This is a genomic window from Paeniclostridium hominis (genome assembly GCF_014306135.1).
In the GTDB taxonomy this organism is placed as follows: domain Bacteria; phylum Bacillota; class Clostridia; order Peptostreptococcales; family Peptostreptococcaceae; genus Paraclostridium; species Paraclostridium hominis.
The window spans coordinates 67,423-92,383 of the sequence record NZ_JACRWD010000001.1; the positions used below are offsets into that span (position 1 = coordinate 67,423).

General features: G+C 28.7%; 24 protein-coding genes. 23 read left to right on the plus strand and 1 reads right to left on the minus strand.

Annotated elements, in window-relative coordinates; all coding sequences use genetic code 11:
* Positions 1-10: 10 nt before the first annotated feature.
* The 10 genes from radC to mgsA all read left to right on the plus strand — a co-directional run bounded on the left by radC (position 11) and on the right by mgsA (position 9,663).
* Complete coding sequence (radC, locus tag H8891_RS00305) at positions 11-670, plus strand: RadC family protein (protein WP_147546607.1); 660 nt, start codon at positions 11-13, stop codon at positions 668-670.
* Between the two features lie 28 nt (positions 671-698).
* On the plus strand, positions 699-1,769 hold the full coding sequence (locus tag H8891_RS00310; protein ID WP_147546201.1) for a rod shape-determining protein: 1,071 nt from the start codon (positions 699-701) through the stop codon (positions 1,767-1,769).
* Between the two features lie 18 nt (positions 1,770-1,787).
* Positions 1,788-2,669, plus strand: coding sequence for a rod shape-determining protein MreC (gene mreC / locus H8891_RS00315; RefSeq protein ID WP_147546203.1), 882 nt, complete (start codon positions 1,788-1,790; stop codon positions 2,667-2,669).
* A 14-nt stretch (positions 2,670-2,683) separates the two neighbouring features.
* Positions 2,684-3,172: a rod shape-determining protein MreD gene (gene mreD, locus H8891_RS00320; protein ID WP_187004735.1), complete on the plus strand. Its 489-nt coding sequence runs from the start codon at positions 2,684-2,686 to the stop codon at positions 3,170-3,172.
* Between the two features lie 10 nt (positions 3,173-3,182).
* Positions 3,183-6,161: a penicillin-binding transpeptidase domain-containing protein gene (locus H8891_RS00325; RefSeq protein ID WP_187004736.1), complete on the plus strand. Its 2,979-nt coding sequence runs from the start codon at positions 3,183-3,185 to the stop codon at positions 6,159-6,161.
* A gap of 59 nt (positions 6,162-6,220) precedes the next feature.
* Positions 6,221-6,895: a septum site-determining protein MinC gene (locus H8891_RS00330; RefSeq protein ID WP_187004737.1), complete on the plus strand. Its 675-nt coding sequence runs from the start codon at positions 6,221-6,223 to the stop codon at positions 6,893-6,895.
* Between the two features lie 26 nt (positions 6,896-6,921).
* Positions 6,922-7,719 (plus strand): septum site-determining protein MinD, encoded by a 798-nt coding sequence (minD, locus tag H8891_RS00335; RefSeq protein ID WP_147546212.1) that lies wholly within the window; start codon positions 6,922-6,924, stop codon positions 7,717-7,719.
* A 17-nt stretch (positions 7,720-7,736) separates the two neighbouring features.
* Positions 7,737-8,021 (plus strand): cell division topological specificity factor MinE, encoded by a 285-nt coding sequence (gene minE / locus H8891_RS00340; RefSeq protein WP_021125000.1) that lies wholly within the window; start codon positions 7,737-7,739, stop codon positions 8,019-8,021.
* 90 nt (positions 8,022-8,111) lie between these two features.
* Positions 8,112-9,230, plus strand: a complete 1,119-nt coding sequence (gene rodA, locus H8891_RS00345) for a rod shape-determining protein RodA (RefSeq protein ID WP_187004738.1) — start codon at positions 8,112-8,114, stop codon at positions 9,228-9,230.
* Positions 9,231-9,249: 19 nt separating this feature from the next.
* Positions 9,250-9,663: a methylglyoxal synthase gene (mgsA, locus tag H8891_RS00350; protein ID WP_187004739.1), complete on the plus strand. Its 414-nt coding sequence runs from the start codon at positions 9,250-9,252 to the stop codon at positions 9,661-9,663.
* A 42-nt stretch (positions 9,664-9,705) separates the two neighbouring features.
* Here mgsA and H8891_RS00355 read toward each other — a convergent pair whose 3' ends face one another.
* The gene (locus H8891_RS00355; protein WP_187004740.1) at positions 9,706-10,899 is read right to left on the minus strand and encodes an FprA family A-type flavoprotein; all 1,194 of its coding nucleotides are present in this window, start codon (positions 10,897-10,899) and stop codon (positions 9,706-9,708) included.
* A gap of 273 nt (positions 10,900-11,172) precedes the next feature.
* Between H8891_RS00355 and H8891_RS00360 the strand changes: the two genes are divergently transcribed.
* The 13 genes from H8891_RS00360 to H8891_RS00420 all read left to right on the plus strand — a co-directional run bounded on the left by H8891_RS00360 (position 11,173) and on the right by H8891_RS00420 (position 24,947).
* A complete protein-coding gene (locus H8891_RS00360) occupies positions 11,173-13,020 on the plus strand; it encodes a TIGR03960 family B12-binding radical SAM protein (RefSeq protein WP_187004741.1) in 1,848 nt (615 codons plus the stop codon).
* Positions 13,020-13,718 (plus strand): TIGR03936 family radical SAM-associated protein, encoded by a 699-nt coding sequence (locus H8891_RS00365; RefSeq protein WP_187004742.1) that lies wholly within the window; start codon positions 13,020-13,022, stop codon positions 13,716-13,718. The genes H8891_RS00360 and H8891_RS00365 overlap by 1 nt, the downstream gene beginning before the upstream one ends.
* A gap of 195 nt (positions 13,719-13,913) precedes the next feature.
* A complete protein-coding gene (locus tag H8891_RS00370; RefSeq protein ID WP_187004743.1) occupies positions 13,914-15,314 on the plus strand; it encodes an Rne/Rng family ribonuclease in 1,401 nt (466 codons plus the stop codon).
* Positions 15,315-15,433: 119 nt separating this feature from the next.
* Positions 15,434-15,745 (plus strand): 50S ribosomal protein L21, encoded by a 312-nt coding sequence (rplU, locus tag H8891_RS00375; RefSeq protein WP_147546226.1) that lies wholly within the window; start codon positions 15,434-15,436, stop codon positions 15,743-15,745.
* Between the two features lie 11 nt (positions 15,746-15,756).
* Entirely contained in the window at positions 15,757-16,074 is a 318-nt protein-coding gene (locus H8891_RS00380; protein ID WP_187004744.1) for a ribosomal-processing cysteine protease Prp, read from the plus strand.
* A 14-nt stretch (positions 16,075-16,088) separates the two neighbouring features.
* Positions 16,089-16,373 (plus strand): 50S ribosomal protein L27, encoded by a 285-nt coding sequence (gene rpmA / locus H8891_RS00385; protein ID WP_021124986.1) that lies wholly within the window; start codon positions 16,089-16,091, stop codon positions 16,371-16,373.
* A gap of 165 nt (positions 16,374-16,538) precedes the next feature.
* Positions 16,539-17,816, plus strand: a complete 1,278-nt coding sequence (gene obgE / locus H8891_RS00390) for a GTPase ObgE (protein WP_187004745.1) — start codon at positions 16,539-16,541, stop codon at positions 17,814-17,816.
* A gap of 30 nt (positions 17,817-17,846) precedes the next feature.
* Positions 17,847-18,215: a YhbY family RNA-binding protein gene (locus H8891_RS00395; protein ID WP_147546232.1), complete on the plus strand. Its 369-nt coding sequence runs from the start codon at positions 17,847-17,849 to the stop codon at positions 18,213-18,215.
* Between the two features lie 226 nt (positions 18,216-18,441).
* On the plus strand, positions 18,442-19,776 hold the full coding sequence (locus H8891_RS00400) for a CoA-disulfide reductase (RefSeq protein WP_187004746.1): 1,335 nt from the start codon (positions 18,442-18,444) through the stop codon (positions 19,774-19,776).
* A gap of 103 nt (positions 19,777-19,879) precedes the next feature.
* A complete protein-coding gene (locus H8891_RS00405) occupies positions 19,880-20,572 on the plus strand; it encodes a response regulator transcription factor (RefSeq protein ID WP_187004747.1) in 693 nt (230 codons plus the stop codon).
* Positions 20,569-21,810 carry a sensor histidine kinase gene (locus H8891_RS00410; RefSeq protein ID WP_187004748.1) on the plus strand — a complete coding sequence of 414 codons (1,242 nt, stop codon included), beginning with the start codon at positions 20,569-20,571 and terminating at the stop codon, positions 21,808-21,810. Before H8891_RS00405 ends, H8891_RS00410 begins: the two co-directional genes overlap by 4 nt.
* Positions 21,811-21,886: 76 nt before the next feature.
* The gene (locus H8891_RS00415; protein ID WP_187004749.1) at positions 21,887-22,570 is read left to right on the plus strand and encodes an ABC transporter ATP-binding protein; all 684 of its coding nucleotides are present in this window, start codon (positions 21,887-21,889) and stop codon (positions 22,568-22,570) included.
* Positions 22,563-24,947: an ABC transporter permease gene (locus H8891_RS00420; RefSeq protein ID WP_187004750.1), complete on the plus strand. Its 2,385-nt coding sequence runs from the start codon at positions 22,563-22,565 to the stop codon at positions 24,945-24,947. Before H8891_RS00415 ends, H8891_RS00420 begins: the two co-directional genes overlap by 8 nt.
* Positions 24,948-24,961 lie beyond the last annotated feature (14 nt).

Sequence of the window (24,961 nt, forward strand, 5' to 3'; positions counted from 1 at the left end):
TGTAAAGGAGATGGCATTAGAAGAACGACCTAGAGAGAAAATGCTTACTAAAGGAGAAAAAAGCTTATCTAATGCCGAATTATTGGCAATTATTTTAAGGACAGGAACTAAGAAACAAAGTGTTTTAGAATTAGCAAATTATATAATTAATAAAGATAGTCAAGGTATAAGATGGTTAAATGATATAACTATAGAAGAGTTATGCGAAATTGATGGGATAGGAATTTCTAAAGCAGCTCAAATAAAAGCATCTTTAGAACTTGGAATAAGAATATCTAGTGCAAAACCTATAAGATATAAAGTCACAAATCCATGGGATATATATAAATATTATATGGATAGCCTTAGGTATTTAAATAAAGAAATATTTAAGATAATTCTTTTAAATACTAAAAATGAAATAATTTGTGATATAGATATATCAGTGGGAACTCTAAATATGTCTGTGGTACATCCGAGAGAAGTGTTTAGAGAAGCAATTAAAAGAAGTAGTAACAAGATTATTCTTATGCACAACCATCCATCTGGAAATATAGAACCATCTAATGAAGATAAAAATGTAACGTCTAGATTAGTAAAATGTGGCGAATTAATTGGTATTGAAGTCATTGACCATATAATAATAGGGGATGGGCTTTATTACAGTTTCAAGGAAAATATGATAATTTGATGGATTTATGTGAAAGGAGCTTGAAATTATGGCAAAGAAAGAGAAAAAGGAAAAAAAAGGATTCAAGTCGTTATTTGGATTTAATAAAATGTCTAAAGATATGGGAATAGACTTAGGAACAGCAAATACATTAGTTTATATAAAAGGTCAAGGGATAGTAGTTAGAGAACCATCTGTTGTAGCAATAAGAGATGACAGTAAATCTGTTTTAGCAGTAGGTGAAGAAGCTAAGAAAATGATAGGTAGAACTCCAGGTAATATAGTTGCTATAAGACCTATGAAAGATGGGGTTATAGCTGATTTTGATGTAACTCAAGCAATGCTTAGCTACTTTATAAAAAAAGCTGCTTCAAATAAAGGTGTTGTTAGCCCAAGAATAGCTATATGTGTACCTTTTGGAGTAACTGAAGTTGAAAAAAGAGCTATAGAAGAAGCTGCTAGACAAGCAGGAGCAAGAGATGCATATCTTATAGAAGAACCAATGGCAGCAGCTATAGGTGCTAATCTTAGAGTAGAAGAACCAGAAGGAAATATGGTTGTTGATATAGGTGGAGGTACAACAGAAATAGCTGTTATATCTTTAGGTGGTATAGTTACTGCTAAATCTATAAGAATAGGTGGAGATGAGTTTGACGAATCTATAGTTAGTTATGTAAAGAAAGAATATAACTTAATGATAGGTGAAAGAACTGCAGAAGATGTTAAAATACAAATAGGATCTACTTTTAAAGATGATGCAGAAGAAACTATGCAAATAAGAGGTAGAGACTTAGTAACTGGTCTTCCAAAAACTGAGCATATATCATCAACTCAAGTTAGAGAAGCATTAAAAGAGCCTATAACATCAATAGTAGATGGAATAAAATCAACTTTAGAAAAAACTCCACCAGAATTAGCTTCAGACATAATGGAAAACGGAATAATGTTAACTGGAGGAGGAGCTTTACTTAGAGGGCTTGATAAGTTAGTAAAAGAACACACAGGAATGCCTGTTCATATAGCTGAAAATCCACTAGACTGCGTTGCATTAGGTACTGGTAAGTCTGTAGAAGACCAAGAAATATTTGAAAAAGTATTAATGATGAATGATAGAAGATAATTTAAAGTTGGTGATAGGGTGAAACTAGGTAAAAATAAAAAAAATAATAAAAAATACAATGTTAAAGTGATAGCAACTATAGGAGTTGCTATCACTTTAATTGGAATTGTAGGAATGTCAATCGGCAGATATTCAAAAGATAGTTTTGCAAAAAATGGATTTATCTTAAATACAATATCTTCAATAGAAGGTAGTTTAAATAATGGATTTACATTTATAAAAGAAGGTACAGGAAATATATTTAAATTTAAGGAAAATGCCAAAAAAGTAAAACAATTAGAAAAAGAAAATGAAAATTTAAAAAAAGAAATAATTGAATTAAAAGAAGATGCACAAAGTGCACAATCATTACAAAGCTTAAAAAAATCTTTGAAATTTATAGAAGAAGATTACAAAGATACTATGATTAGCACTGAAGTTGTAAGCAAAAATGATGGAAATTGGTATACATCTTTCGTAATAGGTGCTGGAAAAGACGAAGGTGTCAAAAAAAATAGTATTGTGATGAATGGAAAAGGATTAGTAGGAATTGTTACTGAGGTTTCAAATCATTACAGTAAAGCAATATCTTTATTAGATACTAAATCGTCAGTTAGTTTCCAATTACTAAAAAATAAAGAATTTAAAGGTGTAATAAGCCAAGGTGCAAATGAAGATGAAAATTATAAAGCAAAAGGTTTATTAGAAGGATATATGTTTAAGACTTCTTATGATGTACTTCCTGGTGATGTTTTAGTGACATCTGGTTTAGGAATATATCCTAAGTCAATACCTATAGGAGAAATAGAAAAAGTTGTTGATGATAAAAACAAAGGCTTAAAATACGTAGTTGTAAAGCCATACGTTAATTTCAAAGACGTTGATGATGTTGTAGTTATTGAACCAAGAAATATAAATTAAAAGGAGAACTACAAATGAAAAGAATATTACTTTTTCTTATAGGTATTTTAATAGTTATAATAGAAGGAAGTATAACTAACTACGTAGATTTCTTAGGGGTTAGCATTAACCTTCTTCTTATCTATATAACTATAATATCATTATATTTAGAGGATGTAGAAGCAAGTATTTTAGCAATACTCCTAGGTTTTGTTAAAGATATCGCTATGGGTAGTTTATTTGGAGTTAATGCATTAGTATTAGCTGTAGTAGCATATGGAATAAGTAATCTAAAAGATAAAATATATAAAAATAGTTATATAACTATTTTTGCTTTAGTTTTTATATCAAGTTTAATAGATTCTATTGTAAATATAATTCTTTTAGGAAGCGTATATCAAACATATGATATCTTAACTATTTTTATAAAAGGTATCTGCACAATACCACTTGTTAATAGTATAGGAAGTTTAATTTTTTATTTTGTATTTAAGGACTCAATCCTTAAACTAAAAAAAGATTAGTGGTGATTAAATGGAGAAAAAAAAGTTTGATAGGCTTGATATAATCAAGTTTATAGTAGTAGTGGCATTATGTGCAATTTTCTTGAAAATTGCTTATATGACAACATTTAAACATGAGCATTATAATGAATTAGCAAAAAATAAAACATATAAAGAAATACCTGTAAAAGCACCAAGAGGTGAAATAAAAGATAGATATGGACGTACTATAGCTACAAATAGAAACTCTTTTACAGTTCATATATCTAAGGATGGAATAGAGAAAAAAGATAAATCTGGAAAATCAAGAGCTAATGAAATTTCATTAGAATTAATAAACTTATTGAAAAAGAATAAGGAAGAATATTTAGATGAATTCCCTATATACGTTGAAAATGGAAAATATTTTTACACATTTGATAAAAAAATAAGGGAATTTAAATTGGAAAATAAAATTCCACTAGATTACAATGCTAAACAAAGTTTTTATTATATGGTGGATAAGGCTATAGAAGAGCATAAAATAGATTCATCTGTTAGAGACTTAAAGCCAGAGGAAATCCAAAAGAAGTTAAATTCAGCAGGTATATATCCTCCGATTTTAGTAAAAGATTGGAAGTTTACAGAGCAAAGAAATAAAGAAGACTGGTTAAAATCTTATAAAATAGATAATATAAACACTAATGCAAAAGATGCTTTTAAAGGTGTAAGAGAATATTACAAAATACCTAGCAATTTATCTAATGATGATGCTAGAAGTATAATGATTGTAAGAGACTTACTTAAATCTCAAGGTTTTGTTCAATATAAACCAGTAACTATAGCAAAAGATATAACACAAGATACCATATCTCAAATAGAAGAAAGGGCTATGCAATTACCAGGAGTATCTATAGCAGTAGAGCCAGTAAGAGACTACCCTGATAAGAATCTTGCATCACATGTACTTGGAACTATGGGTAGAATATCAGAACAAGAGTTAGCCCAAAAGCAAGAAAATGGAGAAAGTGGATACACTAAAAATGATGTAGTCGGAAAGACGGGTATAGAGAAGTTTTATGAAGACAAATTAAAAGGTAAAGACGGATACAAAAAAGTTGAGGTAGACTCAGTAGGAAGAATAAGCAAAGAACTTGCGTCTTCTGCACCTGTTTCAGGAGATACTGTATATCTTAGCTTAGATAAAGATTTACAAAAAGTATCAGATGACTCATTGGCTAGAGTAGTTAAGGCCGGAAGAAGTGGAGGTACTTTTAAAAGTAAATTTGGAGATTATAGTGCATCAGGAAAGGCAGCACCTAATTTGGAATCAGGAGCTACAGTTGTTATAGATGTTAAAACTGGAGACATATTAGCAATGTCTAGTTATCCAGACTATGATCCTAACTTATTCGCAACTGGAATATCATCTGAGGACTATGAAAAATTAAAGCCTAAAAATCCTAATGATGTTTTAGGTGCAAATCCTTTAAGTAACTTAGTTACAAGAGGAGCATTCCAGCCAGGTTCTACATTTAAAATGGTAACTGGTATGGCAGCTTTAGATAATGGACTAAATCCAAATTATGGTATAAATGATACTGGTGTAATTTATATGGGAAAAAGACCTTTTGCCGATTATGTATGGCATCACGGAAGAGGAAATCATGGATACACGACTTTATATAAAGCATTACAAGAGTCTTGTAATATATACTTCTATACAATTGGTACAGGTAAAAACTGGTTAGGAGGAAATGATCCTAATGTCAAGATTGGTGCCAAAGATATACTAGAATATGCAAGATTATTTGGTTTAAATGACAATACAGGTCTTGATAAGGAAATTGGTGAAAGTAAAGGAAAGGTTCCCAACCAAACTGATAAACTTAAAAACACTGAAAATTCTCTTAGATTAGCTTTAGATAAAGCTATGAGAGATGCATTTACTGATATAACTAAAGCAAAAGACCCAGAAGAGTATAAAAAGAGAATAAATGAAATTGTAAGTTGGACTAAAGAAAATCCATCAAGAACAGAAACTATGAAGAGATTAGAAAAGCTTCATGTAAAAGAAGATAAAGTTACTGAAATTGCAGATTTAGCTAAATTTAATTACTTTAACTTTGGTAACTGGACTGATGCAGATACATTCAACTTAGCGATTGGACAAGGTGAGAATGCTTATACTCCTGCTCAGATGGCTAGATATATTGCAGCTATAGCTAATGGAGGGAATTTAGTAGAAGCATCTGTAGTAGATAAAACTATATCTAGCGACTATATGAATATAGATATAGATGAAAACAAAGTAGAAAAGATACCATTTAAAAATAGTGAAAAACTTAAAGATTTAACTAAAGGTATGAGACTTGTTTCTACTCAAGGTACAGGTAAAAGTATATTTGGTAACTTCCCTGTTGAGGTTGCAGCAAAAACAGGAACTGCAGAAAAAAGTGGTAAAATACCTACTGCAGATGAGTATAAATACTTATTAGACCATATAGGTTCATATGGAGTATCTAAAGATGAAGCTGTAAAATTAGCTAATAAGATGAAAAAAGAAGACGATGAAAAAGCTAAAAAAGAATTTGAAAAAGAACAAAAAGAGAAAGAAAGTAAAGGCTTATTTGGAAAAGATGAAAAAGATAAAGCAGAATTTGTTCCAGACAATAGCGAAAGCACAAAAGCTAGATATTTAAGAAAAGCAATTAAAGAATTAAATCCTAAGATAAAAGATGAAGATATAGATAGATTCAAACAAGATTATGCATCTTTTGCCTGGGCGGCAGCATTTGCTCCAGCAAATGATCCAGAAATAGCCGTAGTTACTGTTTTACCTCAAGGAAACTCAAGTAGTCTTGCTTTGTTACCTATAAGAGAAGTAATGGGTGAATATTTTGGATTAACAAAAGATAAGGAAAAAGATAAAGAAAATAAAAATCAAGCTGAAGATTCAAATAAAGAAGCAGAACTTGTAAAATCAAAAGAAGATAATGAAATGAATTTTGTATCACAGTTAAAAAAATAAAAGGATTTGAAGTTTTTTTGAAGAATATATAAAATGAGATAGAGCTTTGGAGGTATAAAATGTCTTTTAAAGCAGCAACCAATGAAGAACTAATAGAGTTCAAAGGAAATAAAAGAGGCATAGTTGTAAATGTAAAGAAAAAAGCTTCTTTTGAAGAAATAAGACAAAGCATAATAGATAAAATAGAATCCTCTGTAGGTTTTTTCAATGGAGCTAAAATTTACTCTATAAATTATAATCATTTAAGCGATATACAATTACTTCAACTTAAAGAAGACATAACCTCTAGATTTGATATTGAATTTATAGAGGAAGAAATTCAGGTACCATTTGGAGTTTATGAAACTAAGTATATAAACAATATGCGTTCTGGAGATAATGTTGAATTTGAAGGAGATGTAGTTGTTATGACTGATATGAAGCCGGGCTGTAAGGTTATGGCAACAGGAAGTGTAGTTGTAATGGGAAATATAAAACCTGGAGCTAAAGTGGTTTCATATGGTAATGTAGTTGTTATGGGCAAAGTAGAAGGATTTATACATGCAGGAGCAAAAGGAAATAAAAATGCTTATATAGTTGCTAATAATTTAAATCCTATGGTTTTAAAAATAGCTAACTATATAGCAGAAGCTCCAGATGAAGAATATATGAAAAGTGATGATATAAATCCAGAAATAGCATTTACAAGTAATGAAATGATTGTTATAGAAAATTATTTGCCAAAAAATAAATAAATTATTGAGTAGGAGGGGGTAGTACTATGAGTGAAGTTATAGTTATAACATCAGGAAAAGGTGGAGTTGGAAAAACTACAACAACAGCAAATTTAGGAACGGCCTTAAGTTTAGAAAATAAAAAAACTGTTGTAGTGGATGCAGATATAGGTCTTAGAAATTTAGATGTTGTTATGGGACTAGAAAATAGAATAGTATATGATATTGTTGATGTTGTAGAAGGAACTTGTAGATTAAAACAAGCTCTAATAAAAGATAAAAGATTTGACAATTTATACTTATTACCAGCAGCACAAACTAGAGATAAAAATGCAATTTCTGTAGAACAAATGAAAAATTTATGTGATAAATTAAGAGAGTCATTTGATTATATAATAATAGATTGCCCTGCAGGGATTGAACAAGGATTTAAAAATGCTGTAGCAGGAGCTGACAGAGCTATAGTTGTAACTAATCCTGAAATATCTGCTGTTAGAGATGCAGATAGAATAATAGGATTACTAGAAGCTAATGAAGTTAAAGATATACGTTTAGTTATAAATAGAATTAGAAATGAAATGGTTAAACGTGGAGATATGATGGACAAGCAAGATATAGTTGAGATACTTGCTATAGATTTAATTGGGTTAGTTCCTGATGATGAAAGTATAATTGTTTCTACAAATAAAGGTGAGCCAGCTATATTAGATTCAAGATCAAATGCAGGTCAAGCATATAAAAATATTGCTAAGAGAATACTTGGAGAAGATATACCTCTAATGCAAATAGAAAATGAAACTAATATATTAACTAAGATTAAGAAGATGTTTGGAATGGCTAAGTAATAAAGGGGGATATACTTATGTTAGATTTGTTTAAGATATTTTCTAATGAGTCTAAAACTAGTAAAAATGTGGCTAAAGAAAGGCTTAAATTAGTTTTAGTACATGATAGAATAGACTGTTCTCCACAACTTCTAGATCTGATTAAATCAGATATATTAAAAGTTATTGCAAATTATGCTGAGATAGAAGAAGACGGATTGGAAATAAAGATGGCTAAATCTAGAAGTGATGAAGAAGATGGTCCGGTATCAGCATTAGTTGCTAATATACCATTAAAGAATATAAAAGAAAGAAGTAGGTAAAAGGGGGAGGCGTATTAGCCAAGCCCCTTTTTGTATTAATACAAAATTATACGACTTAGGTATGGCCTTAATAAGAAAGATGGTGATGAAGTGTTTGATTATAAATCGAAATTTAAATTAATAAAGGAACTTGATTGGAAACTTATAACTATAGTTACATGTATATTTGCTTTTGGGCTTATGATATTAAGTAGTGCTACTCACGCGACTACAGGGGGAAGTTATTTACAAATAATTAAGCAAGGTATAGCTTTTATTGTAGGAATGGCACTTGTAATAGTTATATTATTGTTTGATTACAATTTTTTAGGAAAGCATTATAAAGGATTATATATAGTTAGTATAATATTACTTTTACTAGTATGGATACCTGGACTTGGTAAGGATATGGGTGGAGCTAGATCTTGGCTTAACCTTGGTCCTCTTGATTTTCAAACATCTGAACTTGTTAAATTAACATTTATACTAAGTTATGCAAAGTTAGTTGAAGAAAAAAAGGGGAAATTAAATACTATAAAGGATTTAATTCCACTTGGATTATATGCAGCACCTATAATATTATTATTACTTATACAACCAGATTTAGGTACTGCAATAGTATTTTGCTGCATAATAGGAGGAATGTTATTTACAGCAGGACTTAATAGTAAAATAATAAGAAATACTATTATAGTAATAGTTGTAGCTATGCCTTTGATGTATATGCTTATGGCAAATCACCAAAGAATAAGAATAGATGCATTTTTAAATCCAGAAAATGTTTCATTGCCTGGTAACTATCAAGTTATGCAATCTATGATAGCTATAGGATCAGGTGGACTAACAGGTAAAGGATTATATGAAGGTACTCAAAATCAAAATGACTTCTTACCTGTTCAAGACAGTGACTTTATATTTGCTGTTATAGGTGAAGAACTAGGTCTTGTAGGAATGCTTGTTATAATGGTTCTTTATGCATTATTTTTAATAAGAATGATTTCTATGGCACGAGAAGCTAAAGATTTTTATGGAACCTTGATTATAATTGGAGTAATGAGTATGTTTGCATATCAAATCATACAAAATATAGGAATGACTGTAGCTGCTATACCAGTTACAGGAGTAACTCTTCCGTTTGTTAGTTATGGAGGAAGTTCATTGATGACATCATTAGCTAACTTAGGATTAGTTTTAAATGTAGGTATGAGAAGAAAGAAAATAAATTTCTAATATATTAGGGGTGACTTAAATGAATATAGCATTAATAGCACATGATGAAATGAAAAATACTATGGTTGGATTTTGTATAGGCTATGAGCATATACTTAAAAACTATGGGTTATATGCAACTGGAACTACTGGAAAAAGAATTGAAGATGAAACAAAACTTAAAATTAAAAGATTGGCATCTGGACCACTTGGGGGAGACCAACAAATTGGTTCTTTAGTCGTTTCTCAAGAAATTGACTTGGTAATTTTTCTAAGAGATCCAATGACAGCTCAAGCTCATGAACCAGATATACAAGCATTAATTAGACTTTGTGATGTATATCATGTACCTATTGCTACAAATCTTGCTTCAGCAGAAATTTTTATTAAGGCATTAGACAGAGGAGAACTTTCTTGGAGGGAAATTAGAAAGACTAAAACTCAACGTGTATAAATAAAAAAGCTATCTCATTAGAGATAGCTTTTTTATTTATATTTATTTAATTGCTTCAGCGAATTTTACACCGAAATCAAAGCATTCTTGTAATGTTTCATCACTTGGGAAGAATTTTTTCTTAAGTGTTTCAACAGGCATTTTGAATCCCATGCTCTTAACAAGCATCTCAGCCATTGTTATACCTTCACCACTCCATCCATAAGAACCAAATACTCCAGCAAACTTACCTTGGTTAGCCATAGGATCTATTAAAGAAAATGCATCCCACATAGGTTTAACCATAGTTCTATTTATTGTTGGAGAACCAAATAGTATACCTTTTGACATAACCATAACGTCGTGAAGTTCTGCTAAATCCATATTTTCTATATCATATAAAGCTGCAGATTCACCAGTAGATACTATACCATCATATATTTTTTCGGCCATAACTTTAGTATTAGTATAAGCTGATAAGAATAATATAGCTACTTGATCTTGATTAGTAGAGTTAACTGTTTCAGTAGACCAATCTACATATCTTTTAACTTGAGCCATAGGGTCAAGTGATAATATAGGACCATGAGAAGTTAATATAGTATCAAAATCTAATCCTAATTCTACAACTTTATTTACAGCTTTTAGTACATGTTTAGAGAATGGTTTAACTATACAATCAAAGTAGTGTTTAGATGATTTTAAATAATCTTCACTATTTACAACTTCAGGGTCAACACTTGCAAAGTGACATCCAAAAGCATCACAAGTAAGTAAAGTTTTATCTTCTTCTATATAAGTAAACATTGTGTCTGCCCAGTGTAAAAATGGTGCAGATATGAATTTTAAAGTTCTTTTACCTATATTTAAAGTTTCACCATCTTTTATTACATGACATTTAAAAGGTCTATTTACTTGCTCTGCTAAATACATTTTAGCTGCATTAGTACAAATAACCTCTACATCTGGATTTATATCAAGTATATACTTTAAACTTCCAGCATGATCTGGCTCAGTATGATGTATAACAACATAATCTAAATCCTTTATGTTTGTTAATTTTGATAATTTTTCAATAAATTCGTCTTTAAAATTTGGTTTTACAGTATCAAATAATACTTTCTTTTCATCATCTATAAAGTAAGCATTATAAGTTGTACCAAATTCAGTTTCCATTATGATGTCAAAGATTTTTAAGTCTTTATCTATAACACCAGTCCAATAAATATCTTTTTTAATTTCAAAAGCTTCTTTCATAAGAAAATCCTCCTAAAACGTGGTTAATAAATACGTAATTATACTTAAAATATACCCATAAATAAAACTTTGAAACATTTTGTATACAAAAAAGTTTAAAAATTCTTTAAATTTTTTACCTCAATTATTATATTAACAAAAAATGTGAACGTTTTGAATAGAATAATTGTTAATTTACAAATATTATAGGTAATTATATTTTGATACATCTTAGTATATCGTGTATAATAATATTTATGTTTATAGAATGAAATAAACTTACGGAGGTTTTTTATGAATAAAAAAGTAGACTTAAAAAGGATTCTAAAAAAGGTTGAAAAACCTGCTAGATATTTAGGTAATGAAGTTAATTCAATACATAAAGATATATCAAATGAAAACCTAATAAGATATGCTCACTGTTTCCCTGATCTTTATGAGGTAGGTATGAGTCATTTAGGTAGTCATATATTATACGATGTTATAAATAAAGATGAAGAAGTATTTTGTGAAAGAGTATATGCTCCTAATGTAGATATGGAAGAAAAAATGCGCGAAAACAATATTCCTTTATTTGCATTAGAATCAAGAGAAGCTATAACTAATTTTGATTTTTTAGCTTTTACACTTCAATATGAATTATCTTATACTAACATATTAAATATGTTAGATTTAGCAAAGGTTGAAATATTAGCTAAAGATAGAAAGTTAGATGCTCCTTTTATATTAGTTGGAGGACCATGTGCATATAATCCAGAGCCAATAGCTGATTTTGTTGATATAGTTATTTTAGGTGAAGGTGAAGAAGTTAACTTAGAAGTAATTAATAGATATAAACAGTGGAAGAAAAATAAAACTACAAGAGACGAGTTTTTAATGGATATAGCTAGCATAGAAGGGGTATATATACCTAAGTTTTATGATGTAGCTTATAATGAAGATGGTACTATAAAAGAAGTAAAACCGAATAGAGAAGGAGTACCAGCTAATCCTCATAAGAGAATAATAAAGAATATGGATTTAGTAGAATATCCAGAAAAACTAATAGTTCCATTTATAGATACTGTTCATGATAGAATAGTACTAGAATTATTTAGAGGATGTACAAGAGGTTGTAGATTCTGTCAAGCAGGTATGATATATAGACCAATAAGAGAAAAAAGTTTAGGTAGATTAAAAGAGATACTTGAAAAATTAGTTAAGAATACTGGGTATGATGAAATATCACTTTCTTCACTAAGTACAAGTGATTATAGTGGGTTATCAGAACTTACTGATTACTTAGTTGAAGAATATGCATCTAGAAACATTGGTATATCATTACCATCACTTAGACTAGATAACTTCTCTATGGAAATAGCTGAAAAAATACAACAAGTAAGAAAATCAGGTCTTACATTTGCACCAGAAGCAGGAACTCAAAGAATGAGAGATGTTATAAATAAAGGTGTAACAGAACAAAACTTAGAAGATGCTACAAGAAAAGCATTTGAAATGGGATGGAATAGTGTTAAGTTATACTTTATGATAGGACTTCCAACAGAGACATATGATGATTTAGATGGTATAGCTGACCTTGCGTATAAAGTTATAGATATATACAGAGATGTTAATGGTGGAAAGTTAAGAAGAGCATTTGGAGTAACTGTAAGTACTTCAACTTTTGTTCCTAAACCATTTACACCATTCCAATGGCATGGACAAGATACTACTGAACAAGTAAGAGAAAAACAAAGATATTTAGTTAAGAAATTAAAAAATGGAAATATAAAATATAACTACCATGATTCTAAAACTAGTTTAATGGAAGCTGTTATAGCTAGAGGAGATAGAAAACTAAGCAAGGTTATATATGATGCATATAAAGCTGGAGCTAAGTTTGATGGATGGGCTGAACACTTTAAATTAGAAATATGGGAAGAAGCTATGAAAAATAATAATCTTGATATAGCATTTTATGCAAATAGAGAAAGAGATTATGAAGAAGTATTCCCATGGGATCATTTAGATGTAGGTGTTAATAAAAAATTCTTAATAAGAGAAAATGAAAAGTCAAAACAAGATGCTATAACTGTTGACTGTAGACATAAATGTAATGGTTGTGGAATAAATACACATACTATAGGAAGGGGAATGTGCTAATGAGTAAAATAATAAGATGTAAGTTTAAAAAAGAAAATGATATGATATATATATCACATCTTGATTTACAAAGATTATTACAAAGAGCTTTTAGAAGAGCTGAAATACAATTATCATATTCTCAAGGGTTTAACCCCCACCCTAAGATGAGTTATGGACATGCTCTAGCTCTTGGAACAGAAAGTCAAGGGGAGTATTTAGACGTTGAGATAGAAGATGATTTAACAGCTGATGAATTTTTAACTAAAATAAATGCTACTATGCCAGAAGGTATAGAGTTTATAAAAGCTAAGGAAATAACTAAAGAAGTTCCTTCATTAGCATCTACTATCGAATATGGTGAATACATGTTTACTTTAGAAGTAGATAAAGAATTATCTAAGGAATTTGTAAAAACTAAAGTATCAGATTTAATGAATCAAGAACAAATATTAATAACAAAGAAAAACAAAAAAGGTAAAACAGTAGAAGTTGATATAAGACCTATGATAAAGACTTTTGATGTTATAGATGTTGAAGATAAAGTTATAACTTTAGAAGCTACTATGTCTACTGGCTCTAAAGCAAACTTAAATACTAATATATTTATACCTAAGATGTTAGAAGCTTTTGGTTTAGATATAGATCCTTTAGATGTTGATATATTAAGAAGAGAATTATATATAGTTAAAGATGGAGAATTAGTAACTCCAATGTAGGAAAGAGGTGGATGTCCACCTCTTTTTCTGGTATCGGGGGTGGCTTAGTATTGGTGTGATTGCTTTCTTCACAGGACGTACTACGTACGTAAGTGTTAAGTCAACAATTACAACAACACCTTCGCCTTTTGATAGATATAAAAGTTGTGGACATTGTCAAAAAAATAGAGAAAGAGAAGAGGAAGTGAAGTTTTTTTGAAAAGTATTGTTATAGAGTCGTTAGTCACTTCTCAGAAGGTGGCTGTTTTAGAGGATGGTAAATTAAGTGAGCTTTTTATAGAGGATAGTTCTAATATAAAAACTGTTTCTAATATTTATAGAGGAGTAGTTAAAAAGGCTTTAAAGGGGATAGAGGCTTATTTTGTTGATATAGGAACTGATAAATTGGCTTATCTTAGTATGAAGAGTAATGAAAGTGTTAAGTGTGGGCAAGATATTTTAGTTCAGATTAATAAAGAAGCAATAGGAACTAAGGGAGCTAAGCTTAATACAGAAATTAGTTTTGCAGGTAGGTATTTAGTTTTTATTCCATCAAATGATAGATTGACTATTTCTAATAAGATAAAGTCTGAAAAAGAGAGATTTAGGATAAAGAAAATTGTTCAAGATATAGATAAAAACTTTACAGGAATTATAAGAACTGAAGCTGTTGGTTGTTCTAGGGAAGAACTTGAAAAAGATATAGAAAATTTAAAACATAAGTATGAGTATGTTTTAAGAGAATTTAAACTAGGTATTGGACCAAAACTTTTATATAAGGATTTAGACTTTGCATCTAAATATGTAAAAGATAATGTAAATGATAGTGTAGAAAAAATCATTGTTAATAATAAAGAAAAATATGAAGAGTTAAAAGTTATTTTATTAAATATAAATAAAGATTATAAAAGTAAGTTGATTTTAGAAAATAATAAAGATGTATTTGATTTATATTCTGTTCAAAGTCAAATAGATAAGTGCTTAAGTAGGAAAGTGTGGTTAAAAAGTGGAGGCTATTTAATTATAGATAAAACAGAAGCTCTTACAGTTATAGATGTTAATACTGGAAAATTTACAGGGAATTCTAATTTAGAAGAAACTGTTTATAAAACTAATTTAGAAGCTGCACTTGAAATTTCAAGACTTTTAAGAATTAGAGATATGGCAGGAATTATAATTGTAGATTTTATAGATATGCAAAAAAATGAGTATAAGAAAAATCTTATTGATACTTTAAATAAAGAAACATCTAAAGACAAAAGAAAAACTAATGTTATGGGAATTACAAAGTTAGGTTTAGTTGAAATAGCAAGAAGAAGAGAAAAAGATTCAATAGATAGTTATTATCTTAAGTCTTGCTATACTTGTAAAAATGGAGAAAGTATAAAATCTATAAATAGATTAATAGATGAAATAGAAAAAGAAGTTATGAGAGTTAAAGAACATACCTCTTACAATCAAGTAGAAATAGAGTTAAATGATAAGGTTTTTGAAGATATTAACAAAAACCATAAGCAAAAAATAGATAGTATAAGTCGAAAATATAATATAAAAATATGTTTAAGCAAAAAAACAGAAATAGATCATGAAAAAATGAATATTATTTTTAATAGTTAGTTGACACAAACTATAAATTATAGTATTATTTATAAATGTAGTGCCGCTCAATAAAGGTCTGAAAATCTCTTAAATGAGTACCTTTGATTGGCGAGTTTGAGACCGAGGAGGTGTATTTAATGTACGCTATAGTTAAAACTGGAGGAAAGCAATATAAAGTTGCTGAAGGTGATGTAATCTTCGTAGAAAAGTTAGAAGCTAACGAAGGTGATGTAGTTACTTTAAACGAAGTATTAGCTTGTTCTAAAGATGGAAACTTAGTAGTAGGAGCTCCTACTGTTGAAGGTGCATCTGTAACTGCTAAAGTTGCTGAGCAAGGAAAAGCTAAGAAAGTTATAGTTTTCAAGTATAAAGCTAAGAAAGACTACAGAAGAAAGAACGGACATCGTCAAGCTTACACTAAGTTAGTAGTTGAAAAAATAAACGCTTAATTGTAAGAGCCATGATAAAGGTTAAATATTATCAAAACGACGACTTTAAGCTTAAAGGTTTTTGTCTTAAGGGACATGCTGATTACGCAGAACTAGGTTCTGATATTGTATGTGCAGCTGTTACATCCAATGCTTTATCAGTTATAAATTCTTTAAGTGTACTTAAGAAAATTGAATTTGAAAAAGTAATAGGCCAAGAAGGTCATATTGAGTGTATTGTCAAAGATAAATATCTAGATGAAGCTCAATTATTATTACAACATCTTCAATTAGCAATTAATGAAATTAAAAGGGAATACCCCAAAAATATAAAAATTCTAAAAAAGTAGGAGGTGACTCCAGAATGTTAAAAATGAACTTACAATTACTTGCATCTAAGAAAGGGGTAGGATCTTCTAAGAACGGTAGAGATTCTATATCTAAGAGATTAGGTGTTAAGAGATTCGACGGGCAAGTTGTAACTGCTGGAAGTATAATAGTTAGACAAAGAGGAACTAAAATACATCCAGGAACTAACGTAGGTAAAGGTGGAGATGACACTTTATTTGCATTAGTTGACGGTGCTGTTAAATTCGAAAGAAAAGACAAGAAAAGAAAGAAAGTAAGTGTATACCCAGTTGCTGAGTAATATACTAAAAAAAGGAGTGTTCATACACTCCTTTTTTAAATATAATAATTAATATTAAATATTTTTTTAGTATTAATTTAGTTTGAAATATAGCGCGCATGGAATTTATATTATAGATTATGGCAAATATAAATAAAAAGCTTTAAAAAAAGAAGGTGAATAATTATGTTTATAGATAAGGCTAGGATATTTGTTAAAGCTGGAAATGGTGGTAACGGATCAGTATCTTTTAGAAAAGAAAAATATGTTCCAGCAGGAGGTCCAGACGGTGGAGACGGAGGCCGTGGAGGAAGTATAATATTTAAGGTTGATTCAGGGTTAAGAACTTTAATGGATTTTAAATACCAAACTAAATATTCTGCACCATCAGGTGGAGATGGAACTAAGAAAAGACAAGCTGGTAAAAATGGTGAAGACTTAGTATTATTAGTTCCTCCAGGAACAATAATAAGAGACGAAGCTACAGGTCTTGTAATAGCTGACTTAAAAGAAGATGGAGATGAAGCTATAGTTGCAAAAGGTGGAAGAGGCGGAAGAGGAAACCAACATTTTGCAAACGCAATAAGACAAGCTCCTGCATTTGCAAAATCAGGAACTGATGGAGAAGAAAAATGGATAACGCTAGAGTTAAAAATGATAGCAGATGTTGGATTACTAGGATTCCCTAATGTAGGAAAATCAACATTCTTATCAGTTGTAACTAAAGCTAAACCAAAGATAGCTAACTACCACTTCACAACTTTAACGCCGAATTTAGGTGTTGTTCAAACTAAGTTTGGAGATAGTTTTGTTCTTGCTGATATACCAGGGCTTATAGAAGGTGCTGCTGAAGGTATTGGTTTAGGACATGATTTCTTAAGACACGTTGAAAGAACTAAAGTATTAATACACATAGTTGATATATCAGGTATAGAAGGTAGAGATGCTTTAGAAGACTTTGATAAAATAAATGATGAATTAAAGTTATATAATGAAAAATTATCAACTAGACCACAAGTTGTTGTTGCTAACAAAATAGATATAATGGAAGATGAAAGTAACTTTGAAAACTTTAAAAATGAGTTAGAGTCAAGAGGATATAAAGTATTTAAGATGTCTGCTGCAACAAGACAAGGTATAGATGATGTTATAGCTTACGTTTCTCAATTATTAAAAGAAGTTGAAGATGTAGAGTTAGTATCAGAAGAAGAAATGTATAGACCAGAATTAGTTGAAGAAGTTGAAGAAGGATTAGAAGTAGAAATAGAAGATGGAGTATATGTTGTTACTGGTAAAGCATTAAGAAGAATAATGTACTCTGTTAACTTTGAAGATATGGAATCTGTTCAGTTCTTCCAAAAATCTATGGAATCTCAAGGTGTATTTGATAAGCTAAGAGAAATGGGCATAGAAGATGGAGACACTGTTAAGATATACGACATAGAATTTGAGTTCTATAATTAAAATTAATTTAAGACGTAAAGAGGTGGACACATGTTAAAAGGAAAGCAAAGAGCATATTTAAGATCTATAGCTAACACTTTAAAGCCTATAACTCAAATAGGTAAAGAAGGTGTTACTGAAAGCTTCTTAGATCAATTAGAAGATATGTTAAAAGCTAGAGAAATAGTTAAAGTTTCTATATTAGAAAATGCAGGATTAGATGCGAAAGAAACTGCAAATGCTATATGTGAAGCTTTAAGAGCAGAATTTGTTCAAGCTATAGGATTTAAGTTTACTATATACAAGAGAAACTCAGAAAATCCTAAGATAATATTCCCAGGTCATGAGCAAGCAAAAGCGAAAAAAGCAAGTGACAAGGTAACTAAAAAAGGAAAACCAACAAAGAGATCTGCTAGATAGATATAAAAAGATGCCCTAAAAATTATATGGCATCTTTTTTTTATTTAAATTATTATTATATTAAAATAATATTGAATAAATATTTCAAAATTTCAAAACAAGTAGAAAAAACAATTAAAATATGGTAATATATTTTGAGAAATGGGTAAACGATATACTATATAATTTATTTTAATATTGAAAATAAAAATACATTAAAAATATAGTACTTTTAAGGAGAAAAAATATGAGAGTTATAATAGTTGGTGGGGTAGCTGCAGGTATGAGTGCCGCTGCAAAACTAAAAAGAATGAAACCAGATTATGAAGTTGTGGTTTATGAAAAAACTGATGTAGTATCATTTGGAGCTTGTGGGCTTCCGTATTTTGTAGGCGGATTTTTTGATGACCCTAACAATATGATAGCAAGAGCACCTAAAAAATTTAGAGAAAGTGGAATTGATCTAAATATATTCCATGAAGTAGTAGATGTTGATACTGAATCTAAAGAATTAAAAGTTAAAAATGTAAATACAGGGGAAGAATTTATAGATAACTACGATAAGTTAATGATAGCAACAGGAGCTAGTAGCATAATACCTCCTATTAAAAATGTTAAACTTGAAAATGTATCTACATTAAAAAGCTTAGAAGATGGTATAAAAATAAAAGAATTAATGAACAAAGAAGATATAAAAAAGGTAGCTATAATAGGTGCTGGATTTATAGGACTTGAAGCTGTGGAAGCTGCTAAAAAATTAGGCAAAGATGTAGTAGTATTCCAATTAGAAGATAGAATATTACCTCAAGTATTTGATAAAGAGATAACTGATATATTAGAAGAAGAAATAAGAAATCATAATGTTGATTTACGTTTAGAAGAAATAGTTAGCGAATTAGTTGGAGAAACTAAAGTAGAAAAAGTAATAACTAATAAAGGGGAATATGAAGCTGATTTAGTTATAGTTGCTACTGGTGTTAGACCAAATACTGCATTTTTAAAAGATACTAATATAGACATGTTAAAAAATGGGGCTATAATAGTTGATGAGTTTGGAAAAACTTCTGTAGAAGATATATATGCTGCCGGAGATTGTGCTACTATAAAAAATATAGTAACTGGACAAGATTCATATGTTCCACTTGCAACAGGAGCTAATAAGTTAGGAAGAATAGTTGGAGAAAACTTAGCTGGAGCTAATATTAGTTTCCAAGGGTCTTTAAGTTCAAGTTGTATAAAAGTTATGGATATGGAAGCTGCTGCAACAGGAATTACAGAATCTCAAGCAGCTAAGTTAGGAATGAATGTTAAAGCTAAGTTTATATCTGACTTTAACCAAACTAATTACTATCCAGGTAGAAATAAGATGTATGTAAAACTTGTATATGATGCAGATACTAAAGTTATACTAGGTGGACAAGTAGCAGGATTTAAAGATGCTGTTCAAAGAGCTAATGTAATAGCTGCTTGTGTGTTTGGTAAATTAACTACAAACCAATTAGGTATGCTAGATTTATGTTATGCACCACCATTTGCTAGAACTTGGGACATATTAAATGTAGCTGGAAATGTATCTAAATAATAAATTAAAATATATATTAAAATAATTATACCCCTGGGTAACGAAATGTTATCTAGGGGTTATTTATGTAGTAAAATATATTATATGAATTGGGGAGGTAATTATGGGAAATATACTGCTTTTAGAAGATGATAAATCTTTAAATAGGGGAATAAGCTTTAAGTTGAAAAAAGAAGGCTATAAAGTTTTTAATGCCTTTAATATAAAAGAAGCTAAAGAAATATTTAAAAGTAATAAAATAAATTTAATAATATCAGATATAGGACTACCAGATGGAGATGGATTTGAATTTTGTGAGTATATAAGACGTATAAGTAATGTACATATAATAATGTTAACAGCTCTAGATCAAGAAGTAGATATAGTTACAGGTTATGAAGTTGGAGCTGATGATTATATAACAAAACCATTTAGTTTGATAGTTTTAATATCAAAAGTTAATGCAGTTATGAAAAGAATAAGTGATTTCACAAATGAAAATCAAATTTATTGTGATAATTTAATTTATAATTATTTGGATGGTAAAATTACAAAAGGTAGCAATGAAATAATACTTAGTAAAAATGAAGGTAAATTACTTAAGTATTTAATGGAAAATTCATGTCAAATTGTTACAAAAGAACAACTTATAGAAGCTCTTTGGGATATTGATGGAAATTTCGTAGATGAAAATACAATAGCAGTTAATATAAGAAGACTAAGACAAAAAGTTGAAGAAAATCCGTCAAATCCAGAGTATATAAAAAATATTAGAGGCATTGGATATACCTTTGAAAAGAGGTGTATAAAAAAATGATAGAGTTATTAAAAAGAGAACCTATAATAAGGAGAATTTTTTTAATAGCTATTATAGGAGTAATATTAATATTTGGAGCATTTTCCATATTCCAATATAAAAACTTGAAAAATATATACTTAGAACAACAAAATATAAATAAACGAATAGTTGGGAAATTAGTAAACAAGTATCCTCAATCTGAATCAGATATAGTAAAAAGCGTTTATAGTGAAAGTGAAGAATATGAAAATATAGGGCAAAATATTTTAAAAAAATATGGATATGATGAAAATTACAATATGATTAGAAATATAAATTTTCAACAACATTTAAAATATTTCCTGGTAAATAATTTGATTGTTTTTGTTGTTGTAATGACATTAATGATGTTAATATTATCAAATTTGATGAAATATGTATTTTCTAAGTTAAAAATAATAAGCAAAAACATAGAAGATATAATTCATAATAAATATGAAATAGAAGATGATTTCAAAGAAGAAGGAGTATTAAATAGAATAAATTCAGATTTAAATAAACTATCTAGAAGTTTAAATTTAAAAATTAAAAATATAAATAAAGAAAAAGAAAGTATAAAAGAATTAGTAACAGATATATCACATCAATTAAAAACCCCATTAGCCTCTTTAAAGCTATATAATTCTTTATTATTAGAAGAAGAACTTGATGAAGAAGATAGAATTGAATTTTTAACAACTAATAAAATGTCTATAAATAAACTACATAATCTAATTGATTCTTTAGTAAATATATCTAGGTTAGAAGCTAGTATGATAAGTATAAAAAAAGAAGATAAAAGTATAAAACAAACTTTAACTAAAGCTATAGATAGTGTCAAAGGAAAGGCTAATTTAAAAAATATAAAAATTAGCGTAAAAGATTTTGAAGATAAAATAATACTTCATGATTCTAAATGGACAGAGGAAAGTATATTTAATATTTTAGAAAATGGAGTTAAATATACTCACGATAACGGAAAAATAGAAGTTTCATTGCAAGAAACTATAAACTTTATAAGAATTGATATAAAAGATAATGGTATAGGTATAGATAAAAGTGAATTTAACAATATATTTAAAAGGTTTTACAGAAGCGAAAAAGTAGAGGAAGTTGAAGGTTCAGGTGTAGGACTTTACTTAAGTAGAAAGATAATAGAAAGTCAAGGTGGAAATATTATTGTTTCATCAAAAATAGGACAAGGTAGTAAATTTTCTTTATTTCTTACAAAAGTGTAAGCCAATATGAAAGTGTTATGTAAGACTTACCTTTTATTATTAAAGTATAAAGAATAGAGATAAGGAGAATTAAATTATGGAGATTTTAAAAACTAAAAATTTAAAAAAGTATTATGGCAAAGGAGAAAATTTAGTAAAGGCAATTGATGACACAAATATAAGTATAATTGAAGGTGAATTTGTTGCAATAGTTGGAAAATCAGGTTCTGGAAAAAGTACTTTGATTCATATGATTGGAGGGCTTGATAGACCAACAGAAGGTAAGGTTTTTATAGATAAAAAAGATATATTTACATTAAAGGATGAGCAATTAGCTATATTTAGAAGAAGAAAAATAGGATTCATTTTTCAATATTATAATTTGATACCATCACTTAATGTATGGGAAAATATTGTTTTACCAATAGGTCTTGATAATAAAGAGGTAGATAAAAACTTTATAAATGATATTATAAATGCTTTAGGACTTGAAAATAAAAAAGAGTCATTACCTAATACTTTATCTGGGGGACAACAACAAAGAGTTGCTATAGCTCGTGCTTTAGCAAGTAGACCATCAATAATACTTGCAGATGAACCAACTGGAAACTTAGATTCTAAAACTTCTGATGAAGTTATGAGTTTGTTAAAAACTATGATAAAAAAATATAATCAAACATTAGTTATGATAACACATGATGAAACTATAGCACAAATGGCTGATAGAGTAATCTATATTGAAGATGGTAAAGTAGTAAAGGACGGTGCTATAAATGATTAATACTACTAAAATAGCTAAAAGTAATTTGATTATAAATAAGTCAAAAAGTATATTAATTATTATTACTATAATATTATCAACTACATTATTATCATCAGTTGGCTTAACATGTTTAGACTGGAGTAAAGCTAATAAAGAGAGAATTATAAAATATTCAGGAACACAACATGGCGTTTATGGTAATATGGATGAAAAGAAAATTGAAGAAATTAAAGCTCATGCAGATATAGATGCTGTAGGATTAGTAAATGGTATAGGGAGTATTAACTATGATGATAAAAGTAAGATAGCTTTATCATATGTAAATGATAAGGCTATGGAGTTAAGTAGTATAAAACTTGAAAAAGGAATTATGCCTAAATTAAAGAATGAAATAGCATTAGATAATTTAGCGTTAAAAAAATTAGGATATAAAGGAAAAATTGGAGAAAAAATAAAAATAAAATATGAAGATTATGCTAATAAAGGATTTACAGAAAGTGAATTTACTTTATCTGGCATAATTAAATCTAATGAAATGTCAAAGATTAAAAAAATTTATTCTGGGATAGTTTCTAAGGAATATATGAACTCTACAAGAGATATGAGTAAAGAAAATTTTAATGCATACGTTACTGTTAAAGCAGAAGCTAACTTAAGTGGAGATGAGCTAAAGCTTAAAGTAGAAGATATAGCTAAAGATTTAAATATACCTAAGGCAAGAGTTTTAGTTAATGAAGATTATATAAACTCATTAAAACCAGATATGGAAGTTATAATGTGGGGTGTTGTAATTGGTATTATAGTTATAATGTCTAGTATATTAGTAATATATAATATATTTCATTTATCGGTGGTAACTAAAGTACAAGAGTTTGGAAAACTAAGAGCTATAGGAGCTACAAAAAAACAAATTAAGTCAATAGTTCTTAAAGAAGGTATTTTCTTATCTATGATAGGAGTTCCAATAGGAGTTTTAGTTGGATTTTTAATAAATGAGTTTGTTATAGGAAAGATATTTATGTTTGAAGGGAATGCTTTTAAATTACCTATGATTATAGGAGTTATGATTATAAGTTTAATAACTATATATATATCATTACTTAAGCCTATGAAAGAAGCATCCAAGGTATCTATAATAGAAGCTGTAAGATACAATGGAGAAGATAAAAATAATAAAAAAAGCAGAAAAGGATATGAAAGTATAAACTTAAATAGACTTTCCTATGCTAACTTAAGTAGAAATAAAAAGCGTACTTATATAACAGTAATATCACTTTCGTTAAGTGCTATAATATTTGTCGTTATATCTAGTGTTATGAATAGTATAGATGCAGAAAAGATGACTAGGGAACGATTTTCACAAGATATAAAAATAGATTTAGATGGATATACATATGGAGAAGAGGATAGTCCTGATACTGAAATGAATATTTTACAGAAAAATAATCCTTTAGGAGAAAACTTTATAAAAAAATTATTAAATATAAAAGGAGTAACTAATATAGATAAAAGTAAAAGCGCCAAATGTGAATTAAATGGATATAAGACTGAGTATAAATACCATGATTTATCCAGTGTGAATGAAGAGGATTTAAAGAATTTAGAATTTTACTTAGAAGATGGTGAAATAAATTTAGAAAAATTAAAATCAGGAGAAGAAATACTTATAACACAGCCGGAATTATCAACAGAAATAGGGATAAAAGTCGGTGATAAAACAACTTTAACCTTATATGATGGAGATAAAAAAATAAAAAAAGAATTTAAAGTTCAAGGTATAACTTCAAACCCATCTACATTTGCTATGCATTATGATGCATTTGATAAAATGTTTGATACAGATACAACAACAACTATTGGTATATATACTCAAAAAGGTGAATATGAAAATATTAAGTCATATATAGAAAGTTTAGATAAAAATGATGATTATATTCAAGCGAACTATATAGATGAATTACTTAAAGATAATAAACTATCTATAGCTGTTACCAAAGGTATAGGTTATGCATTAGTTGTAATTATAGGAATTATAGGATTTATGAATTTGATAAACTCTATGATAACAAGTATTATAACTAGAAAAAAAGAACTTGGAATGTTACAAGCTATAGGATTAACAGATAAACAACTTGTTAAAATGTTAAATATAGAAGCTATGTTTTATACAGGTACGATGCTTTTGAGTTCATTAACTTTAGGAACAATAATTGGATATATTGCAGTTTATGTATTTAGAAAAACAGGGGCTTCATATGCAACTTATACATTCCCGATAACTCAAATTTTAATTATGGTTGTTAGTGTATTTATAGCACAATTACTTTTAACTTATTTTATAAGTAAGAATTTTAATAAAGAATCATTAATTGATAGAGTTAGATATAGTGAGTAATTTTTGATAAACAA